The following is an 18,734-nucleotide window of genomic DNA, read 5'->3' on the forward strand; positions in this document are numbered from 1 at the left end:
CCACCCATGAAGATTCTTGTGGTCGAAGACGAAAGCAAGCTCGCCGCCTACCTGCGCAAGGGTTTGAGCGAGGAGGGCTTCGTCGTTGACGTCGCAAACAACGGCATCGACGGCCTGCACCTCGCCACCGAAGGCGACTACGACCTGCTGCTGCTCGACCGCATGCTGCCCGGCATCGACGGCCTGACGCTGCTGGCGGCGCTCCGCAAGGTCAAGCCCATTCCTGTGCTGATGCTGTCGGCACGGCAGCACACCGACGACCGCGTCGAAGGGCTGCGGGCCGGCGCGGACGACTACCTCGTCAAGCCGTTCGCGTTCTCCGAGCTCGTGGCGCGGCTGCAGGCGTTGCTCAGGAGAACCCGTCCGACGCAGGCGGTCACCGACACCACGTTACGGCTCTCCGACCTGGAGCTCGACCTGCTCAAGCGCAGGGCTGTCCGTGCCGGGCATCGGCTGGACCTGACCACCAAGGAGTTGCAGCTGCTGGAGTTGCTGATGCGCCGGCAAGGCGAAGTGCTGTCGCGCACTGAGATTGCCGAGAAGGTGTGGGACATGAACTTCGACGGCGGGACTAACGTGATCGACGTGGCGGTGCGCCGCCTGCGCCACAAGCTGGACGCTCCCTTCGAGCGTCCCATGCTGCACACCGTGCGTGGTTTTGGCTACGTGCTGGAGGACCGAGGGTGAAGGAGGTCGCGCCCCGGTCGCTGGCCCGGCGGCTGTCGGTGCGGCTTGCACTGTTGAGCCTGACGGTGCTGGCGGTAGTCTGCACTGCCGTCTACAGTTGGGCGCACCACGGGCTGAGCGTGCAGCAGCGCGATCGGCTCGAGCGCCAGCGGGTTCAGCTTGAACACCTGTTCGGCGAGGCGCGCGAAGCAGGCGACGAGCGTCTGCTGACCCACAAGCTCGGCGACATGCTGGTCGGCCAGACCCTGCTGTCGGTCGAGGTGCTGCGCGACGACGCGAGTCTGTTCTTTCGGTGGTCGGGCAATGGCCTGGGGAAGACGCAACGGCTGCTCGACTTCAGATTGCCGGCACCGAACGTCAGCGCTGCGGCCTGGCCGATTCAGCTGGCGCTGGACGTGAGCGCCGACATGGCCACGCTGAACCTGCTGGCCGCGGCACTGGCGGCCGCGGCGGGAGTCGGCACTTTGCTGATCACGGCGGGCGGGTCGGTGTTGGTGCGTCGGGGATTGCAGCCGGTGAGCCGGCTGGCCGACCAGACGCGTGCGTTGTCGGCGCAGACGCGGGATCGTCGTCTGGATGGATCGGCCCAGCCGAAAGAGCTGGCACCGCTGGTGCAGCAGTTCAACCAACTGCTGGATCGGCTGCAGCTCGCCTTCGACCGGCTCGAGGCCTTCAACGCCGACGTCGCCCATGAACTGGCGACGCCTCTGTCCACGCTGATCGGCGGAACGGAGATCACGCTGCGCCGGGAGCGGCCGGCGGAGGAACTGCGCCGGGCGCTGGAGTGCAACCTCGAGGAACTGCAGCGGCTTGCCAGCATCGTGCAGGACATGCTGTTCCTCGCTCATGCGGACCATGGCACCCAGGCGCGCAGGGCGCCCGTTGCCAGCCTGTCGCGACTGCTGGTGCGTGTGGCGTCGTTGCACGAAGCTCCGCTGGCCGAGCGGTCGCTGACGCTTGAGATACAAGGAGAATCGGCAGCGGCGGTTGACGCATCGTTGATCGAGCGTGCCGTGTCGAACCTCCTGTCCAACGCCACCCGGTATGCATGGCCCGGGTCGGTGGTGAAGCTGGTGGTGTCCACGCGTCGGGACGAAATCCACGTCGAGGTGGAGAACGAGGGGGACACCGTTCCGGCCGACCGACTGGATCGCATCTTCGATCGTTTCTACCGGGCAGAACACTCCCGCGAGAACGCTGATCGCCACCATGGTCTGGGACTGTCCATCGTGGCGGCGATTGCGCGGATGCACGGTGGCGGCGGCTTCGCGCGGTCCGCGCAAGGCCGCACCGTGGTCGGTTTCAGTCTTCGGCGGTCGGCAGCGCCATCCGACGCAGCCGGCCAGCCGATTCCGGCCGAATGGTCCGACTCCCGAACCAACCAGGAGGTCGCAGTATGAGCGATCCGCAGCGACTGAGCCTCGAGCTCTCCATCGTGTTGCCTTCAGTCTCGGATGAGCGCGACGGTTGTGTGCAGCGCCTGACCACGGCGCTCCAGGGCCAGCCCGGCATCGACAAGGCGCATGTCAAGGTCGAGGGCGACCAGCCTCGCTTGTGCATCCACTATGACCCCGCGCAGGTGCCGCTTCGCAAGGTGCGGGAACTGGCGCTGAACACCGGCGCGGGGCTGACCGAGCGCTATGGGCATGTGACGGCGGAGCACGGGCCCACGCACGCCCGCGGCGCGAGGCGTCTCGCAGACCAGTTGCGCGCAATGCCTGGGGTGCTGGAAGCCGATGCCTCGCCGGCGGGCGCCGCACGGCTGGAGTACGACCGAACCGTTCTGCCCGACGGGGAACTGCACAAGCGCCTGCGTGCCTTCGACTTGCGGCTGGTGGATGCCGGCGCGATGGCGAGCCCGATGCCAACGAGGCCAGAACACCGCGCATCCGCACACAACCACGCCGAGGGCGAGCACGGACACGGACACGAACACGACCACTCGCATGCGGACGAGCCGTCCCACCAGGACCACGACCACCACCACGGCGGGGTGTTCGGTGCCAACTCCGAGCTCATCTTTTCGCTGCTGTCCGGTACCCTGCTGCTGGCGGGCTGGCTGCTGGAGCGCACGCAGCTGATCTCCGGCTCGATCGCCCTGGGCTTCTTTGTTGCGGCTTACGGCTTCGGCGGCTTCTACACGGTGCGCGAGGCGCTGGAGAACCTGCGCGCCCGCCGTTTCGAGATCGACACGTTGATGGTGGTGGCAGCGGCCGGCGCCGCGGCGCTGGGTCAATGGGCGGAAGGCGCGCTGCTGCTCTTCCTTTTCAGCCTGGGCCATTCGCTCGAACACTATGCAATGGGCCGTGCCAAGCGGGCCATCGAGGCGCTGGCGAAGCTGGCGCCCGAGCGGGCGCTGGTGCGCAGTAACGGCCAAGTCGTGGAGGTGGGTGTCGCCTCGCTGAACCCGGGCGATGTGGTGCTGGTGAAGCCGAACGAAAGGCTGCCGGCCGACGGCATCGTGGTGCTCGGGACCAGCAGCGTCAATCAGGCGCCGGTGACCGGCGAAAGCCTGCCGGTGGACAAGCAACCTGTTGCTGACCCCGAAGCCGCGTTGGCCTCGTTCGATCGACTGGCGCCGGAGCACCGGGTCTTCGCCGGCACCGTCAACGGCTCAGGTGCCCTGGAGATGATGGTCGCCAAGCGCTCGGGCGAATCCACCATGGCGCGGGTGGTCCGACTCGTGACCGAGGCTCAGACGCAACGCTCGCCGACCCAAAACTTCACCGACAGATTCGAGAAGGTCTTCGTTCCGGCCGTGCTCATCCTGGTTGTGCTGCTGCTCGGGGCCGGGCTGGTGGTGGACGAGCCCTTCAGCGCCACCTTCTACCGGGCCATGGCCGTGCTGGTGGCGGCCAGCCCCTGCGCCCTGGCGATCTCGGTGCCGAGCGCCGTGCTGAGCGGTGTGGCGCGCGCGGCACGAAGCGGCGTGCTGGTCAAGGGCGGCGCACCACTGGAGAACCTGGGCACGTTGACCGCCATCGCCTTCGACAAGACCGGCACGCTCACCGAGGGCAGGCCTCGCCTCACTGACGTCGTGGCGTCCGGCCAGTCGAGTGAAGCGGAACTGCTGTCCGTGGCGCTTTCCGTGGAGCAGCACAGCGACCACCCGCTGGCCGCGGCCATCGTGACGGGGGCGCAGGAGCGGCTTGGCGCCGATCGACCTGCGCTCGAAGTGCGCGCTGTGCAGAGCATCACCGGCCGGGGCGTCCAGGCACGGCTTGACGACGAGGTGGTCCACATCGGCAAGGCCGCGCTGTTTGGAGAGGTCGCCGGGCCGCCGATTCCGCCGGACATGATGGCGGCGAACGACCGCCTTGTCTCGGAGGGGCGCAGCACGATGCTGGTTCGCCACGGCAGCCGTTACCTGGGCATCCTCGGCGTGATGGACACGCCGCGGTCCTCCGCACCGCAGGTGATGCGAGCACTCAAGGGGCTGGGCATCGAGCGCTTGATCATGATCTCCGGTGACAACCAACGCGTGGCCGATGCAGTGGCCCAGTCGGTCGGGTTGACCGAGGCGCGGGGCGACCTCATGCCCGACGACAAGGTCGACGCGATCAAGAAACTGCGCGGCGCCCAGCGCAAGGTGGCCATGGTCGGCGACGGCGTCAACGACGCCCCGGCCATGGCCAACGCCACCGTGGGCATCGCGATGGGGGCTGCCGGATCCGACGTCGCGCTGGAGACGGCCGATGTCGCGCTGATGGCCGACGACCTGGCGCAACTGCCGCTGGCGGTGGGCCTTTCCCGCGCCACCAGCCGCGTCATCAAGCAGAACCTGTGGGTCAGCCTGGGCGTGGTCGCGCTACTGATACCGGCCACCATCCTCGGTCTCAACATCGGCGTGGCGGTGCTCTTCCACGAAGGCTCGACGCTGCTGGTGGTGGTCAATGCGCTGCGGCTGTTGGCGTTCGAGGAGCGCCGACTGGAGGAGGGGCCGTCAGCGGGGATCAGCACGTCGTCCATCTGAATGACACAACGGTCATCTGTGCGTTCATGTGCCGTCAGGGCCCGGTTTCTACATTTCTTCCACCCGATCAATGCGGGCTTGTAGAGCCAACCCCTTACCCCAAAGGACTGTCATGAACACCTCTCGAATCTTTCGTGTTGCCGCGCTGACCCTTGCCACTGCGCTGCCCTTTCACGGCATGGCCATGGGCACTGATGTCTTCCGCAACGGCCAGTCGAAGTACGGTCAACCGGCCGCGGCTGGCGCGCCTTCGGCTCGGGTCGTGGATGTGTCCACCTTGAAGAGCCTGACGGTGGCCTATGGCGACACGGTGACCTTCCAAGTACCCAGTGGGATGCAGTTCTCGTGGACTTTCAATGGCTTGGATGGATTATCGGTTCCCGTGACCAAGATCGCCCCCGGCGGCTTTCCCTCGACGAAGGCGACCATCCATGTGCAAGCAAATCCACTGGCAGTCAATTGATCTCCGGTTTGCAAGGGCCCGCGGTCGTCAGCTTGTGAAGCGGACACGACGCGCTCTGTGTGCCCCTTGGGCCCCGGATTCAACGCAGTTCGCTTCACCGGCCCGTCGCTGATGGACCAGTCGGTGAGTCACTTCAGCATTCTGACGGCCGGTTCGCTGTCCACCGTGACGTTGAGTGTCGTGGTTCCTGTGTTCAATGAGCAGGCGGTATTGGATGAGTTCCAGCGTCGATTGAGCGCGGTACTGACGGGTGCCGACGTGAGCTACGAAGTAATTTACGTCGACGACGGCAGTACCGACCACACGCCGCAGCTGCTGCAGCAGCTCCAGGCGAAAGACCCGAGGACGGGGTACGTGCGCCTGACCCGAAATTTCGGCAAGGAGGCTGCAATGAGTGCCGGGTTGCGGCTCGCTGGCGGGAAGGCCGTGGTCATCATTGATGCTGACTTGCAGGACCCGCCTGAACTGATTCCGGCCATGATTTCTGCATGGGGCAGTGGCGCAGACGTGGTGAACATGAGGCGCCGGCAACGATCGGGCGAACCTTGGTGGAAACGCACGACCGCCGTCACCTTCTACCGCCTCATGGAGCGCGTCAGCGACGTACCGATTGCACGCAACGTGGGTGATTTCCGTCTGTTCAGCCGCCGTGCCGTTGACGCGCTGAACGAGTTGCCGGAACGCGGCCGGTTCATGAAAGGCCTATTTTCCTGGATCGGCTTTCCCCAGGTGACGATCGAATACGACCGTCCCGGTCGCGCCGCCGGCAAGACCAAGTGGCCTCTCTTCAAGCTCGTCGGTCTTGCCTTTGATGGGGTCACCGCGTTCTCGGCTGCACCGCTGAGGCTGGCCACATGGCTCGGCCTGACCAGCGCGGGCGGCGCTTTCGCTTACGCGATGTTCTTCTTGGCCAAGGCCTTGTGGGTGGGCGATACGGTCCAGGGCTTCCCGACCTTGATCGTCAGCCTGTTGTTCCTGGGCGGGTTGCAACTGCTCTGCATCGGCGTGCTGGGGGAATATGTGGCGCGAATCTTCACGGAGACCAAGCGGCGTCCGATCTACTTGATCGACACCTACCGCCCTGCAACAGCCCTGGCCCGCCAGACCGACTGACAAGATGATCCGTCTTTGGAAAGAAGCGCAGAGGACACTTGGCGGCGCTGCCACCTACACGTTACTCCTGCTGGTGCTGATGAGGCTGGTGTCCTTGGCCGCCTATCCGCTTATGGATACCACGGAAGGACGCTATGGCGAGATCGCGCGAAAGATGGCCGTGCTTGGCGACTGGGTGACGCCATGGTTCACCGACGGCCTGCCATTCTGGGGAAAGCCACCGCTGGCGTTCTGGCTTTCCGCGGGAAGCATGCGGGTGCTGGGCTTCAACGAGTTTGCAGTGCGCTTGCCGCACTTTCTGGCGGCGATGGCAATCCTCGCCCTGACATTCGACTGGGCGCGGCGGGCTGGCATGCGCCGCCCTGCCTACGTGCTGCCGTTGCTCTCGGGCACCGTCCTCTTCATTGTGGTGTCCGGCGCAATGACGACCGACATGGCGTTGTCTCTGGGCACAGTCCTGTCGATGCGATGTTTTTGGCTCGCGCTACATGGACCGGTCGAACACCGGCGACGCGAGGCGTGGCTGATCTTCGCCGGCCTGTGGATCGTTCTTCTGGCGAAGGGCCCGGTGGGGTTGGTCCTCATCCTTGTGCCGGTTGGCATCTGGGCCTTGTGGACAGGAAAAATGGGCGAGGCTTGGCACGCTGTGCCATGGCTGCGTGGCGGCGCGCTGCTCGTCGCCACGGCATCGCCGTGGTATGCAATTGCCGAGGTCCGCACGCCCGGTTTCCTTGATTACTTCCTTGTCGGCGAGCACTGGAAGCGGTTCGCCGAAAGCGGTTGGCAGGGCGATCGGTACGGCTCTGCGCATGCGTTTCCACGCGGTGCGATCTGGCTTTTTTTTGCAGGAGCGATTTTCCCTTGGAGCGTGGTGCTGCCAATCGCAGCTTGGCGTGCACGTCGCCTTGACCGTCCGACGTCACCAGAAGGTGCTCCCGCATCTCAACGCCCCTTCGTCAAGTACTTGCTCATCTGCGGTCTTGCGCCTGGTGTGTTCTTCACGGGGTCGGGAAACATCTTGTGGACCTACGTGCTTCCCGGGCTGCCACCGCTGGCGCTCTTGGCTGCCGTCTGGCTGGGCGCCGGCAACGACACCGCGGCGCGCCGAACGCTCTTTGCCGGGACGCTCGCGGCGACGCTGCTGTTCGGCGGCGTCCTGCTGAACCTGACGGTTGGCGGCCGCGCGGAGGCAAGGTCAGCACGCGCTGTGCAGCGGCTGTACCAAGCACAACAGCGTCCAGAGATTCCGCTTATCTTCGTTCAGCATCGCATGTTCTCGGCAGCCTTCTACTCCCGAGGGCAAGCAATGCAAGTGACCGATCCACGGCAATTGCTGACCGAACATCAACAGTCCGAAATGTTCGTTGCGGTACCCCATCCCACACTGGGGCAATTGCCCGCCGCGGCTGCTGAATGCCTGCAGACCATAGGCGACGCGGGGAACTACCGGCTTTTCTTCCGCCCAATTTATGCAGCAGCACAACGGTGACTGCGGCCCCGCTATTCGCTTTGCGCGCCTGTACTGAAAAATTGCGTCAAAGGAGTCAATAAATGGGAGAACACGAGCGGCTGGAGCGCAACGCGACTATGCCTTGGACAGATGAGTCGATGCGCAGCAACCGCCAAACCGAAGATGGAGATCTTGCAGAGATGCTGGGCGAGTTGCGAATATTGCTGCCCACAGCGCAGTTGTTGTCCGCCTTTCTCATCGCGGTGCCATTTGCGCCAGGATTCAACGATCTGGTTGGGGCAGAAAAGGGCGTATTCTTGGCGACGTTCTTGCTGTCAATCACGAGCCTGGTACTGCTTTCCGCACCGGCGGTCCAGCATCGGTTGCTGCGTCCGCTCGCCAACCGGGCTTCCTTCAAGACCTTGGCGACGCGGCAGATCGTGCTCGGCGCTTCAGCCATGGCACTGGCATTGGTGCTGGCCACCCAGCTTGTGCTCTCTGCCGTCCTCGGGCATCTTGTCGGCAACATCGCTGCTGCGGGAATAGCGTTGTTTGCTGGCGGCGTCTGGTGGATGGTTCCGCAAGGTTGGCGCCGCCGGGGAATTCTGTAGAGACTGGTGGATCAAACGAGCTTGTCAACGAAAGGAGTGGTGCGATGGGCTTCCTCGAAAAAATCTTTGGTGGACATGGCAGGCACGGCCGAGGCGGTCACCATGGCAATCCCTACCGCGAGACCCGGCATGACAGCCCGTATTGGCCGACCCACGGTGAGACGTCGGGCGTTGGGGCTCAGACACCACCCGGCTCACGCGCCGGCGCCGGGCTTGTGGTGTGCCCCGCATGTCAGGCTTCAAACATTGGGTCTGCGCGCTTTTGTCAGCAATGCGGAACCCCTATTGCACCGCGCGCATGCGCAAAATGCGCGACAGCGCTTGCCCCTGATGCGAAGTTTTGCGCTCAGTGCGGACAGCCGGCAACCTGATGGCTTTCAGCAGGGCGGGAGCGCAGTGGAGCTCTGCAGGGGCGCTCTGAGTCCATTTTTGTCGGCCCGGCAACTACAGATCATGCCGCTCGGCGGAATGCTTGCTGCAAGCGGTGGCGCAGGCTTCGCAGGCGGCTTGGCAACGTGCGCAATGCTCGTGCTGATCTGCATGCTTCGCGCATTCCTCAGCGCAAAGTCGGCAGACGTGCGCACACAGAGCACACATCTCACCATGGTGCGGTGATCCACGCGCAAGCAGGTTCAGCGTGGCGGCGCAGATGTCGGCGCAGTCCAGGTTCAGAAGCGCGCACGCCCCCTGGTCGCCATGATTTCCGTCGCGTATGTCATGCGCGGCGCAGTTCTGACAGGCATGCAGCGCCTCCTCGCAGGCCTCAATGCAGTCGTCAAAGTGTCGTTCGCTGGTGGAGGACATCACATTTCTCCTGCGAATTGTGGGCAGAGGCATCGGCGATGCCTCGACGGGGGCTCGTGTCGAAGGCGTCGGCACCTTTGCATCCCGTAGGGCCGTCGGGGGCAAAGCCAGTGCCTGCCTTGCAACGCCAGATCCTCAGACAAGCAGGCGGTTTGCGGTGCTGATTCTTCAGACCGCAGATAGCGCACCACCCACACTTCGGCGATGGTGCCCTGCATCGGCAGGAGGAACGATGGATACGTTGAGCTTGACAACCGGAGCGGCCCGTCTCGGGGGGCCCCCAGAGACGATGGCGACTTCAAGGCCCGCGCGTTGATGTTGCGAGCGAGCAGGCAGGTCATGCTCGCTTCCAATATTGCCAATACCGATACGCCTGGCTACAACGCCACCGACATCAACTTTCGAGATGCGCTCCAAAGCGCAATGGAGGCTCAGGTCCCTTTGGCCGGCACGAACGCCAGCCACCTGAGCGGTGCGTCTTTTCAGATGAGCACTGCCGCGCTGGCTGAGTTTTCGCTGCCTGCGCAGTCCAGCCTGGATGGCAACTCGGTCGACATGGATCGCGAGCGCGGCGAATTCGCTCGCAACGCCATCTTGTACCAACTAGCTTCCGCCATGTTGGACGATGAAGCCAAGGAGTTCAAGCTCGCATCGTCCGATCCACGACGCTGAGACCCTTCGCCTGTCGCGCTCCTCAAAACGAGCCGACTGGAGGGTGTGCCCCTCAGCCCGTTGTCTGCCTGAATGACACAACGGTCATCTGCGCGTTCATGTGCCGTCAGGGCCCGGTTTCTACATTTCTTCCACCCGATCAATGCGGGCTTGTAGAGCCAACCCCTTACCCCAAAGGACTGTCATGAACACCTCTCGAATCTTTCGTGTTGCCGCGCTGACCATCGCCGCGGCGCTGCCCTTGCACGGCATGGCCATGGGCACTGATGTCTTCCGCAACGGCCAGTCGATGTATGGCCAGCCGGCCGTGGCGGGCGCGCCTTCGACGCAGGTCGTCGATGTGTCCCGAACCAAGTGGGTGGCGGTCGAGCAAGGTGACACCATCACGTTCCAGGCATTAGGAGGCAAGCAGTTCAAGTGGACCTTCAACGGCTTGGGCCGCACCGCCGTGAGCCTCGCCAAGGTCGCCCCAGCGGACTTCCCCGCAGCGGGGGTGATGGTCAACGTGCAGGCCAATCCGCTCTACATCAATTGACGTTGCTTGGCTGAGGTCGCGTGGGGCCGGCGAACCGGGTTGGTGCCCCCCTGTGCTACGATACCGGGCCTCATGCTTCGAGCCCTGAAAACCTTCGTCCTTTGGCTGCTGGTCGCGGCCCTGCCTGTGCAGGGTTACGCGGCCTCGTCCATGGTCGGGTGCGGACCGAGTCATGAGCGGATGGCGTCGTCGTTGGTGCAGCCCCACTCGTCGCACGGCGACTCGTCCCATGCGGCTGCGGCGACCAACGCCGATGTCCCGGCGGACGATGCCGCGGTGGAAAAGTCGGATCAACCGGCACGGTTCAAATGCAGCGCATGTGCAGCGTGCTGCGTCGGCACCGCGCTGCCTGCTGGTGACGGCTCCTTGGTCTCTGCCGCGCTTTCCGCAGAGACGCTGAGGCCCCTTCTGACGGCCCGAGTTGCGACTCTCGCCCTCGACGGGCCCGAACGCCCCCCTCGAACCTTCCTCGCCTGACGAACGGCGCCCGTGTCGCCGTGCGGTTCGCTGGCGAACCGAGGTGACACGCGCAACGGTAGTGGCCTCGGCATGCCCGGGGTCATGACGAAGCAGCGAGGATCTCATGTTCAGTTTCTCTACGACGGCCGCGCGTTCCATCGCGGCCATGGCGCTGGCTTTGGCCACAGCGCAGGCGCAGGCGCAGGCGCAGGCGCAGGCGCACGCCGCGCCCGCGCAACGTCCCACCGCGGACCCGACCGACGCCAACGCGCCGGTACCCGCCATGCAGTACCGATCGGCCCTGGGGCCATACCGCAAACACACCGAACAGCCGGTGGGTGATTGGTCCGCCCTCAACGACCAGGTGCGGCAGATCGGCGGCTGGCGGGTCTATGCACGCGAAGCGGCCGCCCCCGAGGCCGCTCCTGCCGCGGCCGGTGCACCCAGCCCAGCGGGTGCGAGCTCCGCCCCGACGACGCCCGGTAGGCCGGCCGCTCACGGCGGCCACAAGGCGAACTAAGGGATGGTGGCGCAAATGACCCACAAACCCCGACTGTTCCCAAAGCGCCCGGCAGCCTGGGCCGCACTGCTGTTGACCGCAGGCCTTGCCGGCTGCGCCAGCTTTTCGCCGGACGGAGGCTTCGCTCCGGTCGAGGCGGCGGCGAAGGACCGGCTTGGCAAGGACGTGCGCTGGGCGCGCACTGCGGCCGACGGTGAAATGATGGCGCAGCGTGTGGCGGAGTTGCTGGCGCAGCCCGCGCTCTCGCCGGACGATGCGGTGCAGCTCGCGCTGTTCAACAACCGCGGCCTGCAGGCCCGCTTCACCGAGCTCGGCATCACCGAGGCCGAGCTGGTGCAGGCCGGCCGCATGGCCAATCCCGGCTTCACGTTCGGGCGTCTGAAGAGCGTGGATGGCGTGGAGATCGAACGCGGCATCCACCTCAGCCTGGCGCGGCTGATTGCCATGCCGCTGATCTACGGGGCCGAGGCGCGCCGCTTCGAGCGGGTCAAGCGCGAGGTCACCATGGACATGCTGGCGCTCGCCGCCGAGACGCGCCGGGCGTGGGTGCAGGCCGTGGCGGCCAACGAGACGCTGCGCTACATGCAGCAGGTCAAGGAAGCGGCTGACGCCAGCGCCGAACTGGCGCGGCGCATGGAACAGGCCGGCAACTTCAACAAGCTCACCCGCGCCCGTGAACAGAGCTTCTACGCCGATGCTGCACTCGGGCTGGCACGCGCAGACCGGGCACAACGCGCGACGCGCGAGCGCCTGACGCGGCTGCTCGGCCTGTGGGGCGCGCAGACCCAGTTCCGCCTGCCCGAACGGTTGCCCGACCTGCCTGCACAGCCGAAGGACCAGCCCGACATCGAGCGCCTGGCGATGAGCCAGCGCCTCGACGTGCAGGCGGCCAGACTTGCCGCCGAGCAGACGGCACGCAACCTGGGCCTGACGCGCACGACGCGCTTCATCAACGTGCTCGAACTCGGGCTGGCGCGCAACAAGCTCGAAGACGGCGCGCGGCAGACCGGCTACGACATCGCGCTGGAGTTGCCGCTGTTCGACTGGGGCGGCGCGCGGGTGGCGCGGGCCGAGGCCATCTACATGCAGGCGGTGCAGCTGACGGCATGGGCCGCCATCGACGCACGCAGCGAAGTGCGCGAGGCCTACGGCAACTACCGCACGGCCTACGACATTGCACTCCACCAGCGCGACGAGGTGGTGCCGGTGCGCAAGCGCATCTCTGAAGAGCAGCAGCTTCGCTACAACGGAATGATCATCGGCGTGTTCGAGCTGCTGGCCGATGCGCGCGCGCAGGTCGCCGGCGTCAACGGCTACATCAATTCACTGCGCGACTTCTGGCTCGCGCAGGCCGAGCTGGACATGGCGCTCGTCGGCAGGGCTTCGCTCTCGCTGCCGACCGGCCCGGTGGCCGGCGGCATGGCCGGAGGCGGCGCTGCCCACTGAACACCCTTTCAAGGAAACCCACGATGTCCTCGCGACGAAACTTTCTTCGCGGCGCCGGTGCCATCACCGCCGCCGCCAGTGCCGCAGCGGTGAGCCGGGTGGCGATGGCCGCCTTGCCCGAACCCGTGCTGCAGACCCGGCCCGACACCATGCCGCCGCTGGTGCCCAGCACCGGCCGCCCCTACAACCCCTGCGTCACGCTCAACGGCTGGACGTTGCCCTGGCGCATGAACAACGGCGTCAAGGAGTTCCACCTCGTTGCCGAGCCCGTCGTGCGCGAGATGAGCGCCGACTTCAAGGCGCACCTGTGGGGCTACAACGGCCAGAGCCCCGGGCCGACCATCGAGGTGGTCGAAGGCGACCGGGTGCGCATCTTCGTGACCAACAAGCTCGGCGAGCTGACGAGCATCCACTGGCACGGCCAGCGCCTGCCCAACGGCATGGACGGTGTGACCGGCCTCAACCAGCCCGGCATTCCGCCCGGCAAGACCTTCGTCTACGAATTCGTCGCGCGCCGCCCCGGCACCTTCATGTACCACCCGCATGCCGACGAGATGGTGCAGATGGCGATGGGAATGATGGGCTTCTGGATCACGCATCCGAAAGCGAAGCACCCGCTCATCGACGAGGTGGACCGTGACTTCGTATTCCTGCTAAACGCCTACGACATCGATCCGGGCAGCTACACGCCCAAGATCATGACGATGCTCGACTTCAACCTGTGGAGCTGGAACAGCCGCATCTTCCCGGGCATCGACCCGCTGGTCGTGCGAAAGAACGACAAGGTGCGCATCCGCATCGGCAACCTGACGATGACGAACCACCCGATCCACCTGCACGGGCATGAGTTCCTGGTCACGGGTACCGATGGTGGGCCGACACCCAAGAGCACACGCCAGTACGAGGTGACCACCGACATCGCGGTCGGCCAGATGCGGCAGATCGACTTCCTTGCGGACGAGGAGGGCGACTGGGCCTTCCACTGCCACAAGAGCCACCACACGATGAACGCGATGGGCCATGACGTGCCCACGATGATCGGCGTCGACCACCGGGGCGTTGCGCGCCAGATCACCAAGCTGATCCCCGACTACATGGTGATGGGCGAGCGCGGGATGAAGGACATGACCGAGATGGAGATGCCGCTGCCCGACAACACCGCGGCCATGATGGCCGGCCGCGGGCCGTTCGGCTCGGTGGGCATGGGCGGCATGTTCAGCGTCGTCAAGGTGCGCAAGGACCAGAAGCCCGGCGACTACACCGACCCAGGCTGGTACCAGCACCCGCCGGGCACCGTGGCCTACGAGTTCGGCGGCGCGCTGCCCGAGCCCGCGCGCTTCAAAGCCGAAGGCCCGGGCTCCATGCCGGCGCTGAAGCGGCCCACCACGCCCACCGAGGTCAAGGTGCGCAAGCCGGCCGGTGGCCATTCGGGCCACTGACCGATTCACCACTTCAGAAAGAGAGACTTTTATGCAGCAACGCAAGAGACAGCTTTTCCTTGGCGCCGTCGCGGGCCTGATGGGTTTGCAGGGCGTGGCCCGCGCGCACAGCGACAAGCCGCATGCAAAGGGCGCGGCGGTCAAGAAGGAGCAGAAGGACTGGGGCATTGCCGGCGACGCCAAGGCCACCAAACGCACCATCGAGGTCGGCATGACCGACACCATGCGCTTCACGCCCGACCGCATCGAGGTGCGGCAGGGCGAGACGGTGCGATTCGTCGTGCGCAACAGGGGCAAGGTGATGCACGAGTTCGTCATCGGCACCAAGGCCGAGAACGTGAAGCACGCCGAGATGATGGTCAAGTTCCCGGGCATGGAGCACGACGAGCCGTACATGGCCCATGTGTCGCCGGGAAAGACGGGCGAGATCGTGTGGCACTTCAACCGGGCCGGCGAGTTCGAGTTCGCCTGCCTGATTGCCGGGCACTACCAGGCCGGCATGGTTGGCACGATCAACGTCTTGGCAGGTGGCAAGGGATGAGCCGCCGCCGCGCGCTGGGCTCGGTGTTCGGCGCCGCCGCGCTGCTCTTGGTGCCGGCCTTTCTGAAGGCGCAGCAACGCCCAGCGGTCCTGGCCGAGGTGTGGAAGAGCCCCACGTGTGGTTGCTGCAAGGAATGGGTCACCCACCTCGAGGCCAGCGGCTTTCGCGTCAAGGTCCACGACGTGGGCAACACCGCCATGCGCGCGAAGCTGCGCATCCCGGCGCGGCTGGGCTCCTGCCACACCGCATTGGTCGCAGGCTATGCGATCGAAGGCCATGTGCCGGCTCAGCACGTGCTGCGGCTGCTGCGCGAGCGCCCGCGCGCCGTGGGCCTTGCCGTTGCGGGAATGCCGGTGGGCTCGCCCGGCATGGATGGGCCCGACTACGGCGACAGCCGTGACCCCTACGACGTGCTGCTGGTCACCGCCGATGGCGGTACCCGCGTTTTTTCAAGCTACTTCAAGTGAAAGGAACCGAAATGAACAGCCTCAAATCCGTCGCCGTCGCCCTTGCCGCCGTCGCAAGTGCCTTGGCAACGCCGCAGCTCCTTGCCGCTGGCGGTCATGGCGCCCCGACGCTGCTGGCCCAGGCCGCAACAGCCGGCGACATGACCGACGGTGAGGTGCGCAAGGTCGACAAGGACGCAGCGAAGATCACCCTCAAGCACGGCGAGATCAAGAACCTCGACATGCCTGGCATGACGATGGTGTTCAACGTCAAGGACAAGGCACTGCTCGACAAGGTGAAGGCCGGCGACAAGGTCAAGTTCAAGGCGGTGAGCGACGCCGGGAAGTTCACCGTCACCGAGCTTCAGGTCGCTCCCTGAACAGACTTGGGCGGCATCGGCTAACCTGGCGCCATGAAGCGCTCGGCATCACCTCGGCGATGGCTGGCGGCCCTCGTGGCCGCCTGCCTGCTGTTCGCGCAGCTGGCGGTCGCCGCCTATGCCTGCCCCGTGCAGGCCACCATGGCGTCCAGCGCCGACATGCCTTGTGCAGAGATGATGGCGCCCGGTGCCGACATGGACTCGCAGCAGCCGGCGCTCTGCGCCGAGCACTGCCAACACGATGCGGCGCAGCCCTCAGCGGACGCCACGCCCTCAGCGGCCGCCTTCATGCCGGCGCTGGCGCTGCTGTTTGTCCTGGCGCCAACCGACCACTCCACCGGAGTGGTGCCGAACTGGACGAAGCACCAGCAGGTGCGCGAACGAGCGCCGCCCCAGCCCCTCAGCGTCCTGCACTGCTGCTGGCGCATTTGAACGACTGAAGCTTCCGGCCTGAGCAGGGCCGTCGGCGATCCCACGGTGAATCGCGGTGGACGGACCTGGTCTTCCAGCTTTCAGGAGTTCCCATGCACGCTTCTTTGTCGCCGCTGCGGCGGCTGTGTCCGTCGGCCATTCGGCTTGCGGTGGTCGCCGCAGCTTTCATCCCCATCACCGCGTGGTCACAGGGCCCGCTGTCCCTCGCCGCCGCGGTGCGCATGGCGGCTGAGCAGTCGCGCCTGCTGGCCGCGGGTCAAGCGCAGGCACAGGCAGCGGGCGAGTTGGCGGTCGCCGCCGGCCAGCGGCCCGATCCGGTGCTCAAGGCCGGCATCACCAACCTGCCGATCGACGGAGGCGAGCGCTTCAGCCTGACGCGGGACTTCATGACGATGCGCTCGGTCGGCGTGATGCAGGAGTGGACGAACGACGACAAGCTGCGCGCCCGTGCCGCGCGAGCCGAGCGCGAGATCGACCTGGCGCGTGCCGGCCGTGAGCAAGCCCTGGCGGCGCTGCAGCGCGAGACCGCGGCGGCGTGGCTTGAGCGGCGGCTGTACGAGCAGATGCGTGAGCTGGTGGCGCAACAGCGGGCCGAGGCGGCGCTGCAGATCGATGCCGCCGAGTCGGCCTACCGCACCGGGCGCGGCTCGCAGGCCGACGTGTTCGCGGCGCGGTCGTCGGTCGCGCGCATCGACGACCGTGCACGCGAGGTCGAGGCGCAGATCGAGACCGCGACAGCGCGCCTGTCGCGCTTGATCGGTCAGGCGGCCGAAAGCCCGCTGGACGACATGCCGGACCTGGCTCGGGCGCCGACCGACGAAGCGCTGCTCGCGGCCGGCATCGACCGCCAGCCGTTGGTGGCACTCGCGGCCAGCCAGGAGGCCGCCGCGCTCGCCGATGCGGACGTGGCGCGAGCGGCTCGCCGGGCCGACTGGAGCGTCGAGCTGATGTTCAGCCAGCGCGGGCCGGCGTACTCGAACATGGTGTCGGTGGGCGTGTCGGTGCCGTTGCAGATCGACCGCGCCGGCCGGCAGGACCGCGAACTGGCCGCGCGCCTGGCGCAGGCCGACCAGATGAAGGCCCAGCGCGAAGACGCTGCGCGGTCGGCGCTGGCCGATGCGCGCGTGGCGCTGCGCCAGTGGCAAAGTCGCCGGCAGCGCATCGCCCTGCACGGCGACACGCTCATTCCGCTGGCGGCCGAACGCACCCGCGCCGCGTTGACCGCCTATCGGGGCGGCGGCGCGAACCTGGCCGCGGTGCTTGAAGCCCGCGCGGCCGAGCTCGACGCGCGCATGGATCGATTGAAGCTGGAGATGGAAGCCGCGGCGCTGTGGGCGCAGCTGGCGTACCTGGTGCCGAGCCAAGGGGAGACACGGCCATGAAGAAAACTTGGATGGCGGCGGGCGTCGGGCTCGTCCTGCTCGCGGCCGCAGGCGGCTGGGGCGCGTATTCGCTTGGCAAGCGCGAAGGCATGCAGGTGACCGGCGGCCCCGGCGCGGCGCCCGCGGCCCGCGCGGCGGGTAGCCGCGAGTCAGGCGAGGACGCCACGCGGCGCCACATGGCCGCGGGCCTGAAGGCCGGCGATGTCGACCCGGCAAACGGCCAGCGCATCCTCTACTACCACGACCCGATGGTGCCGGCCAACCGCTTCGACAAGCCGGCCAAGTCGCCCTTCATGGACATGATGATGTCGCCGGTCTATGCCGGCGGCGACAGGGATGCCGGCCAGGTGACGGTGAGCCCGCGTGTGCAGCAGAACCTGGGCGTGCGCACGGCAGAGGTGACCGAGGGCCGCCTCGCGCCGGATCTGTCCGCGGTCGGCACCATCGCCTTCAACGAACGCGACCAGGTGATCGTGCAATCGCGCGCGACGGGTTACGTCGAGCGGCTGCTGGTGCGGGCAACGCTCGACCGGGTCGCCAAGGGCCAGGCGCTGGCCGAGCTCTACGTGCCCGAATGGGTGGCGGCGCAGGAAGAGTTTCTTTCGGTGCGGCGCATGCACGGCAGCGAGCTCGCCCCGCTGGTCGATGGCGCGCGTCAGCGCATGCGCCAGGCCGGCATGAGCGAGGCGCAGATGGCGTTGGTCGAGCACAGCGGCCAGCCGCAGGCGCGCTTCACCCTGGTCGCGCCGATTGGCGGCGTGGTCACCGAGCTGGCGCTGCGCGAAGGCATGACGGTGACGGCCGGTGCGACGCTGCTGCGCATCAACGGTCTGGGCACCGTCTGGGCCCATGCGGAAGTGCCCGAGAGCCAGGCCGCGCTGCTGCGGCCCGGTGCAAAGGTGCAGGCACAAAGCCCGGCGCTGTCGGGCGCCACGTTCGAGGGCCGCGTTCAGGCGCTGCTGCCCGAGGTGAACCCGACGACGCGAACCGTGAAAGCGAGGATGGAGCTGGCGAATGCGCGCGGCGCGCTCGTGCCCGGCATGTTCGTTCGCATGCAGTTCGTCGACATGGGCGCCGGCAAGGTGCTGCTGATGCCGACCGAGGCCGTCATCCAGACCGGCCGGCGCACCGTCGCAATCGTCGCGGAGGCCGACGGCCGCTTCCGACCGGTGGACATTGAGATCGGCACCGAGTCCGGCGGGCAGACGGAGATCAGGCGGGGCTTGCAGGCCGGTCAGCGGGTCGTGGTGTCGTCGCAGTTCCTGATCGACTCCGAGGCCAGCCTGCGCGGGGTGGAGGCAAGGCTGAACGTCGAGCCCCAGCCCCAGCCCCAACCGAAACCGGAAGCTGCGGCCACCGCACCCCCGCCACCAGGGCGAGG

19 protein-coding genes and 1 pseudogene are annotated in these 18,734 nt (G+C 66.6%); 19 read left to right on the plus strand and 1 reads right to left on the minus strand.

What is annotated here, in order from left to right; translation table 11 throughout:
• The first annotated feature begins 6 nt into the window (after window positions 1-6).
• The 8 genes from LRS07_RS05000 to LRS07_RS05035 all read left to right on the plus strand — a co-directional run bounded on the left by LRS07_RS05000 (window position 7) and on the right by LRS07_RS05035 (window position 8,668).
• Entirely contained in the window at window positions 7-687 is a 681-nt protein-coding gene (locus LRS07_RS05000) for a heavy metal response regulator transcription factor (protein ID WP_260502042.1), read from the plus strand.
• Complete coding sequence (locus LRS07_RS05005; RefSeq protein ID WP_260500893.1) at window positions 684-2,087, plus strand: heavy metal sensor histidine kinase; 1,404 nt, start codon at window positions 684-686, stop codon at window positions 2,085-2,087. The genes LRS07_RS05000 and LRS07_RS05005 overlap by 4 nt, the downstream gene beginning before the upstream one ends.
• The gene (locus tag LRS07_RS05010; RefSeq protein ID WP_260500894.1) at window positions 2,084-4,660 is read left to right on the plus strand and encodes a heavy metal translocating P-type ATPase; all 2,577 of its coding nucleotides are present in this window, start codon (window positions 2,084-2,086) and stop codon (window positions 4,658-4,660) included. The genes LRS07_RS05005 and LRS07_RS05010 overlap by 4 nt, the downstream gene beginning before the upstream one ends.
• Before the next feature lie 112 nt (window positions 4,661-4,772).
• Window positions 4,773-5,123, plus strand: coding sequence for a CzcE family metal-binding protein (locus LRS07_RS05015; RefSeq protein ID WP_260500895.1), 351 nt, complete (start codon window positions 4,773-4,775; stop codon window positions 5,121-5,123).
• A gap of 111 nt (window positions 5,124-5,234) precedes the next feature.
• The gene (locus LRS07_RS05020; protein WP_260500896.1) at window positions 5,235-6,236 is read left to right on the plus strand and encodes a glycosyltransferase family 2 protein; all 1,002 of its coding nucleotides are present in this window, start codon (window positions 5,235-5,237) and stop codon (window positions 6,234-6,236) included.
• 4 nt (window positions 6,237-6,240) lie between these two features.
• Complete coding sequence (locus tag LRS07_RS05025; RefSeq protein ID WP_260500897.1) at window positions 6,241-7,725, plus strand: ArnT family glycosyltransferase; 1,485 nt, start codon at window positions 6,241-6,243, stop codon at window positions 7,723-7,725.
• Between the two features lie 62 nt (window positions 7,726-7,787).
• The gene (locus LRS07_RS05030; protein WP_260500898.1) at window positions 7,788-8,297 is read left to right on the plus strand and encodes a DUF6328 family protein; all 510 of its coding nucleotides are present in this window, start codon (window positions 7,788-7,790) and stop codon (window positions 8,295-8,297) included.
• A gap of 44 nt (window positions 8,298-8,341) precedes the next feature.
• Window positions 8,342-8,668: a double zinc ribbon domain-containing protein gene (locus LRS07_RS05035; protein WP_260500899.1), complete on the plus strand. Its 327-nt coding sequence runs from the start codon at window positions 8,342-8,344 to the stop codon at window positions 8,666-8,668.
• Window positions 8,669-8,741: 73 nt separating this feature from the next.
• Here the strand turns inward: LRS07_RS05035 and LRS07_RS05040 are convergent, their stop codons facing one another.
• Window positions 8,742-9,101 (minus strand): four-helix bundle copper-binding protein, encoded by a 360-nt coding sequence (locus LRS07_RS05040; RefSeq protein WP_260500900.1) that lies wholly within the window; start codon window positions 9,099-9,101, stop codon window positions 8,742-8,744.
• 204 nt (window positions 9,102-9,305) lie between these two features.
• Between LRS07_RS05040 and flgB the strand changes: the two genes are divergently transcribed.
• The 11 genes and pseudogenes from flgB to LRS07_RS22415 all read left to right on the plus strand — a co-directional run.
• The gene (gene flgB, locus LRS07_RS05045) at window positions 9,306-9,773 is read left to right on the plus strand and encodes a flagellar basal body rod protein FlgB (RefSeq protein WP_260500901.1); all 468 of its coding nucleotides are present in this window, start codon (window positions 9,306-9,308) and stop codon (window positions 9,771-9,773) included.
• 184 nt (window positions 9,774-9,957) lie between these two features.
• Entirely contained in the window at window positions 9,958-10,308 is a 351-nt protein-coding gene (locus LRS07_RS05050; protein ID WP_260500902.1) for a CzcE family metal-binding protein, read from the plus strand.
• Between the two features lie 583 nt (window positions 10,309-10,891).
• A complete protein-coding gene (locus tag LRS07_RS05055) occupies window positions 10,892-11,287 on the plus strand; it encodes a hypothetical protein (protein ID WP_260500903.1) in 396 nt (131 codons plus the stop codon).
• Window positions 11,288-11,359: 72 nt separating this feature from the next.
• Window positions 11,360-12,733 (plus strand): TolC family protein, encoded by a 1,374-nt coding sequence (locus LRS07_RS05060; protein WP_260500904.1) that lies wholly within the window; start codon window positions 11,360-11,362, stop codon window positions 12,731-12,733.
• Window positions 12,734-12,756: 23 nt separating this feature from the next.
• A complete protein-coding gene (locus LRS07_RS05065; protein WP_260500905.1) occupies window positions 12,757-14,172 on the plus strand; it encodes a multicopper oxidase family protein in 1,416 nt (471 codons plus the stop codon).
• A gap of 79 nt (window positions 14,173-14,251) precedes the next feature.
• Window positions 14,252-14,713, plus strand: a complete 462-nt coding sequence (locus LRS07_RS05070) for a cupredoxin domain-containing protein (protein WP_260502043.1) — start codon at window positions 14,252-14,254, stop codon at window positions 14,711-14,713.
• Window positions 14,710-15,180 (plus strand): DUF411 domain-containing protein, encoded by a 471-nt coding sequence (locus LRS07_RS05075; RefSeq protein ID WP_260500906.1) that lies wholly within the window; start codon window positions 14,710-14,712, stop codon window positions 15,178-15,180. The genes LRS07_RS05070 and LRS07_RS05075 overlap by 4 nt, the downstream gene beginning before the upstream one ends.
• A gap of 11 nt (window positions 15,181-15,191) precedes the next feature.
• On the plus strand, window positions 15,192-15,539 hold the full coding sequence (locus tag LRS07_RS05080) for a copper-binding protein (RefSeq protein ID WP_260500907.1): 348 nt from the start codon (window positions 15,192-15,194) through the stop codon (window positions 15,537-15,539).
• Window positions 15,540-15,614: 75 nt separating this feature from the next.
• Entirely contained in the window at window positions 15,615-15,971 is a 357-nt protein-coding gene (locus tag LRS07_RS05085; RefSeq protein ID WP_260500908.1) for a hypothetical protein, read from the plus strand.
• Window positions 15,972-16,063: 92 nt separating this feature from the next.
• Entirely contained in the window at window positions 16,064-17,353 is a 1,290-nt protein-coding gene (locus LRS07_RS05090) for a TolC family protein (protein ID WP_260500909.1), read from the plus strand.
• A gap of 305 nt (window positions 17,354-17,658) precedes the next feature.
• Window positions 17,659-18,561: pseudogene (locus LRS07_RS22415) on the plus strand (efflux RND transporter periplasmic adaptor subunit); the annotation flags it as partial.
• Window positions 18,562-18,734 lie beyond the last annotated feature (173 nt).

The sequence above is a fragment of the Aquabacterium sp. J223 genome, from assembly GCF_024666615.1.
In the GTDB taxonomy this organism is placed as follows: Bacteria; Pseudomonadota; Gammaproteobacteria; order Burkholderiales; family Burkholderiaceae_C; genus J223.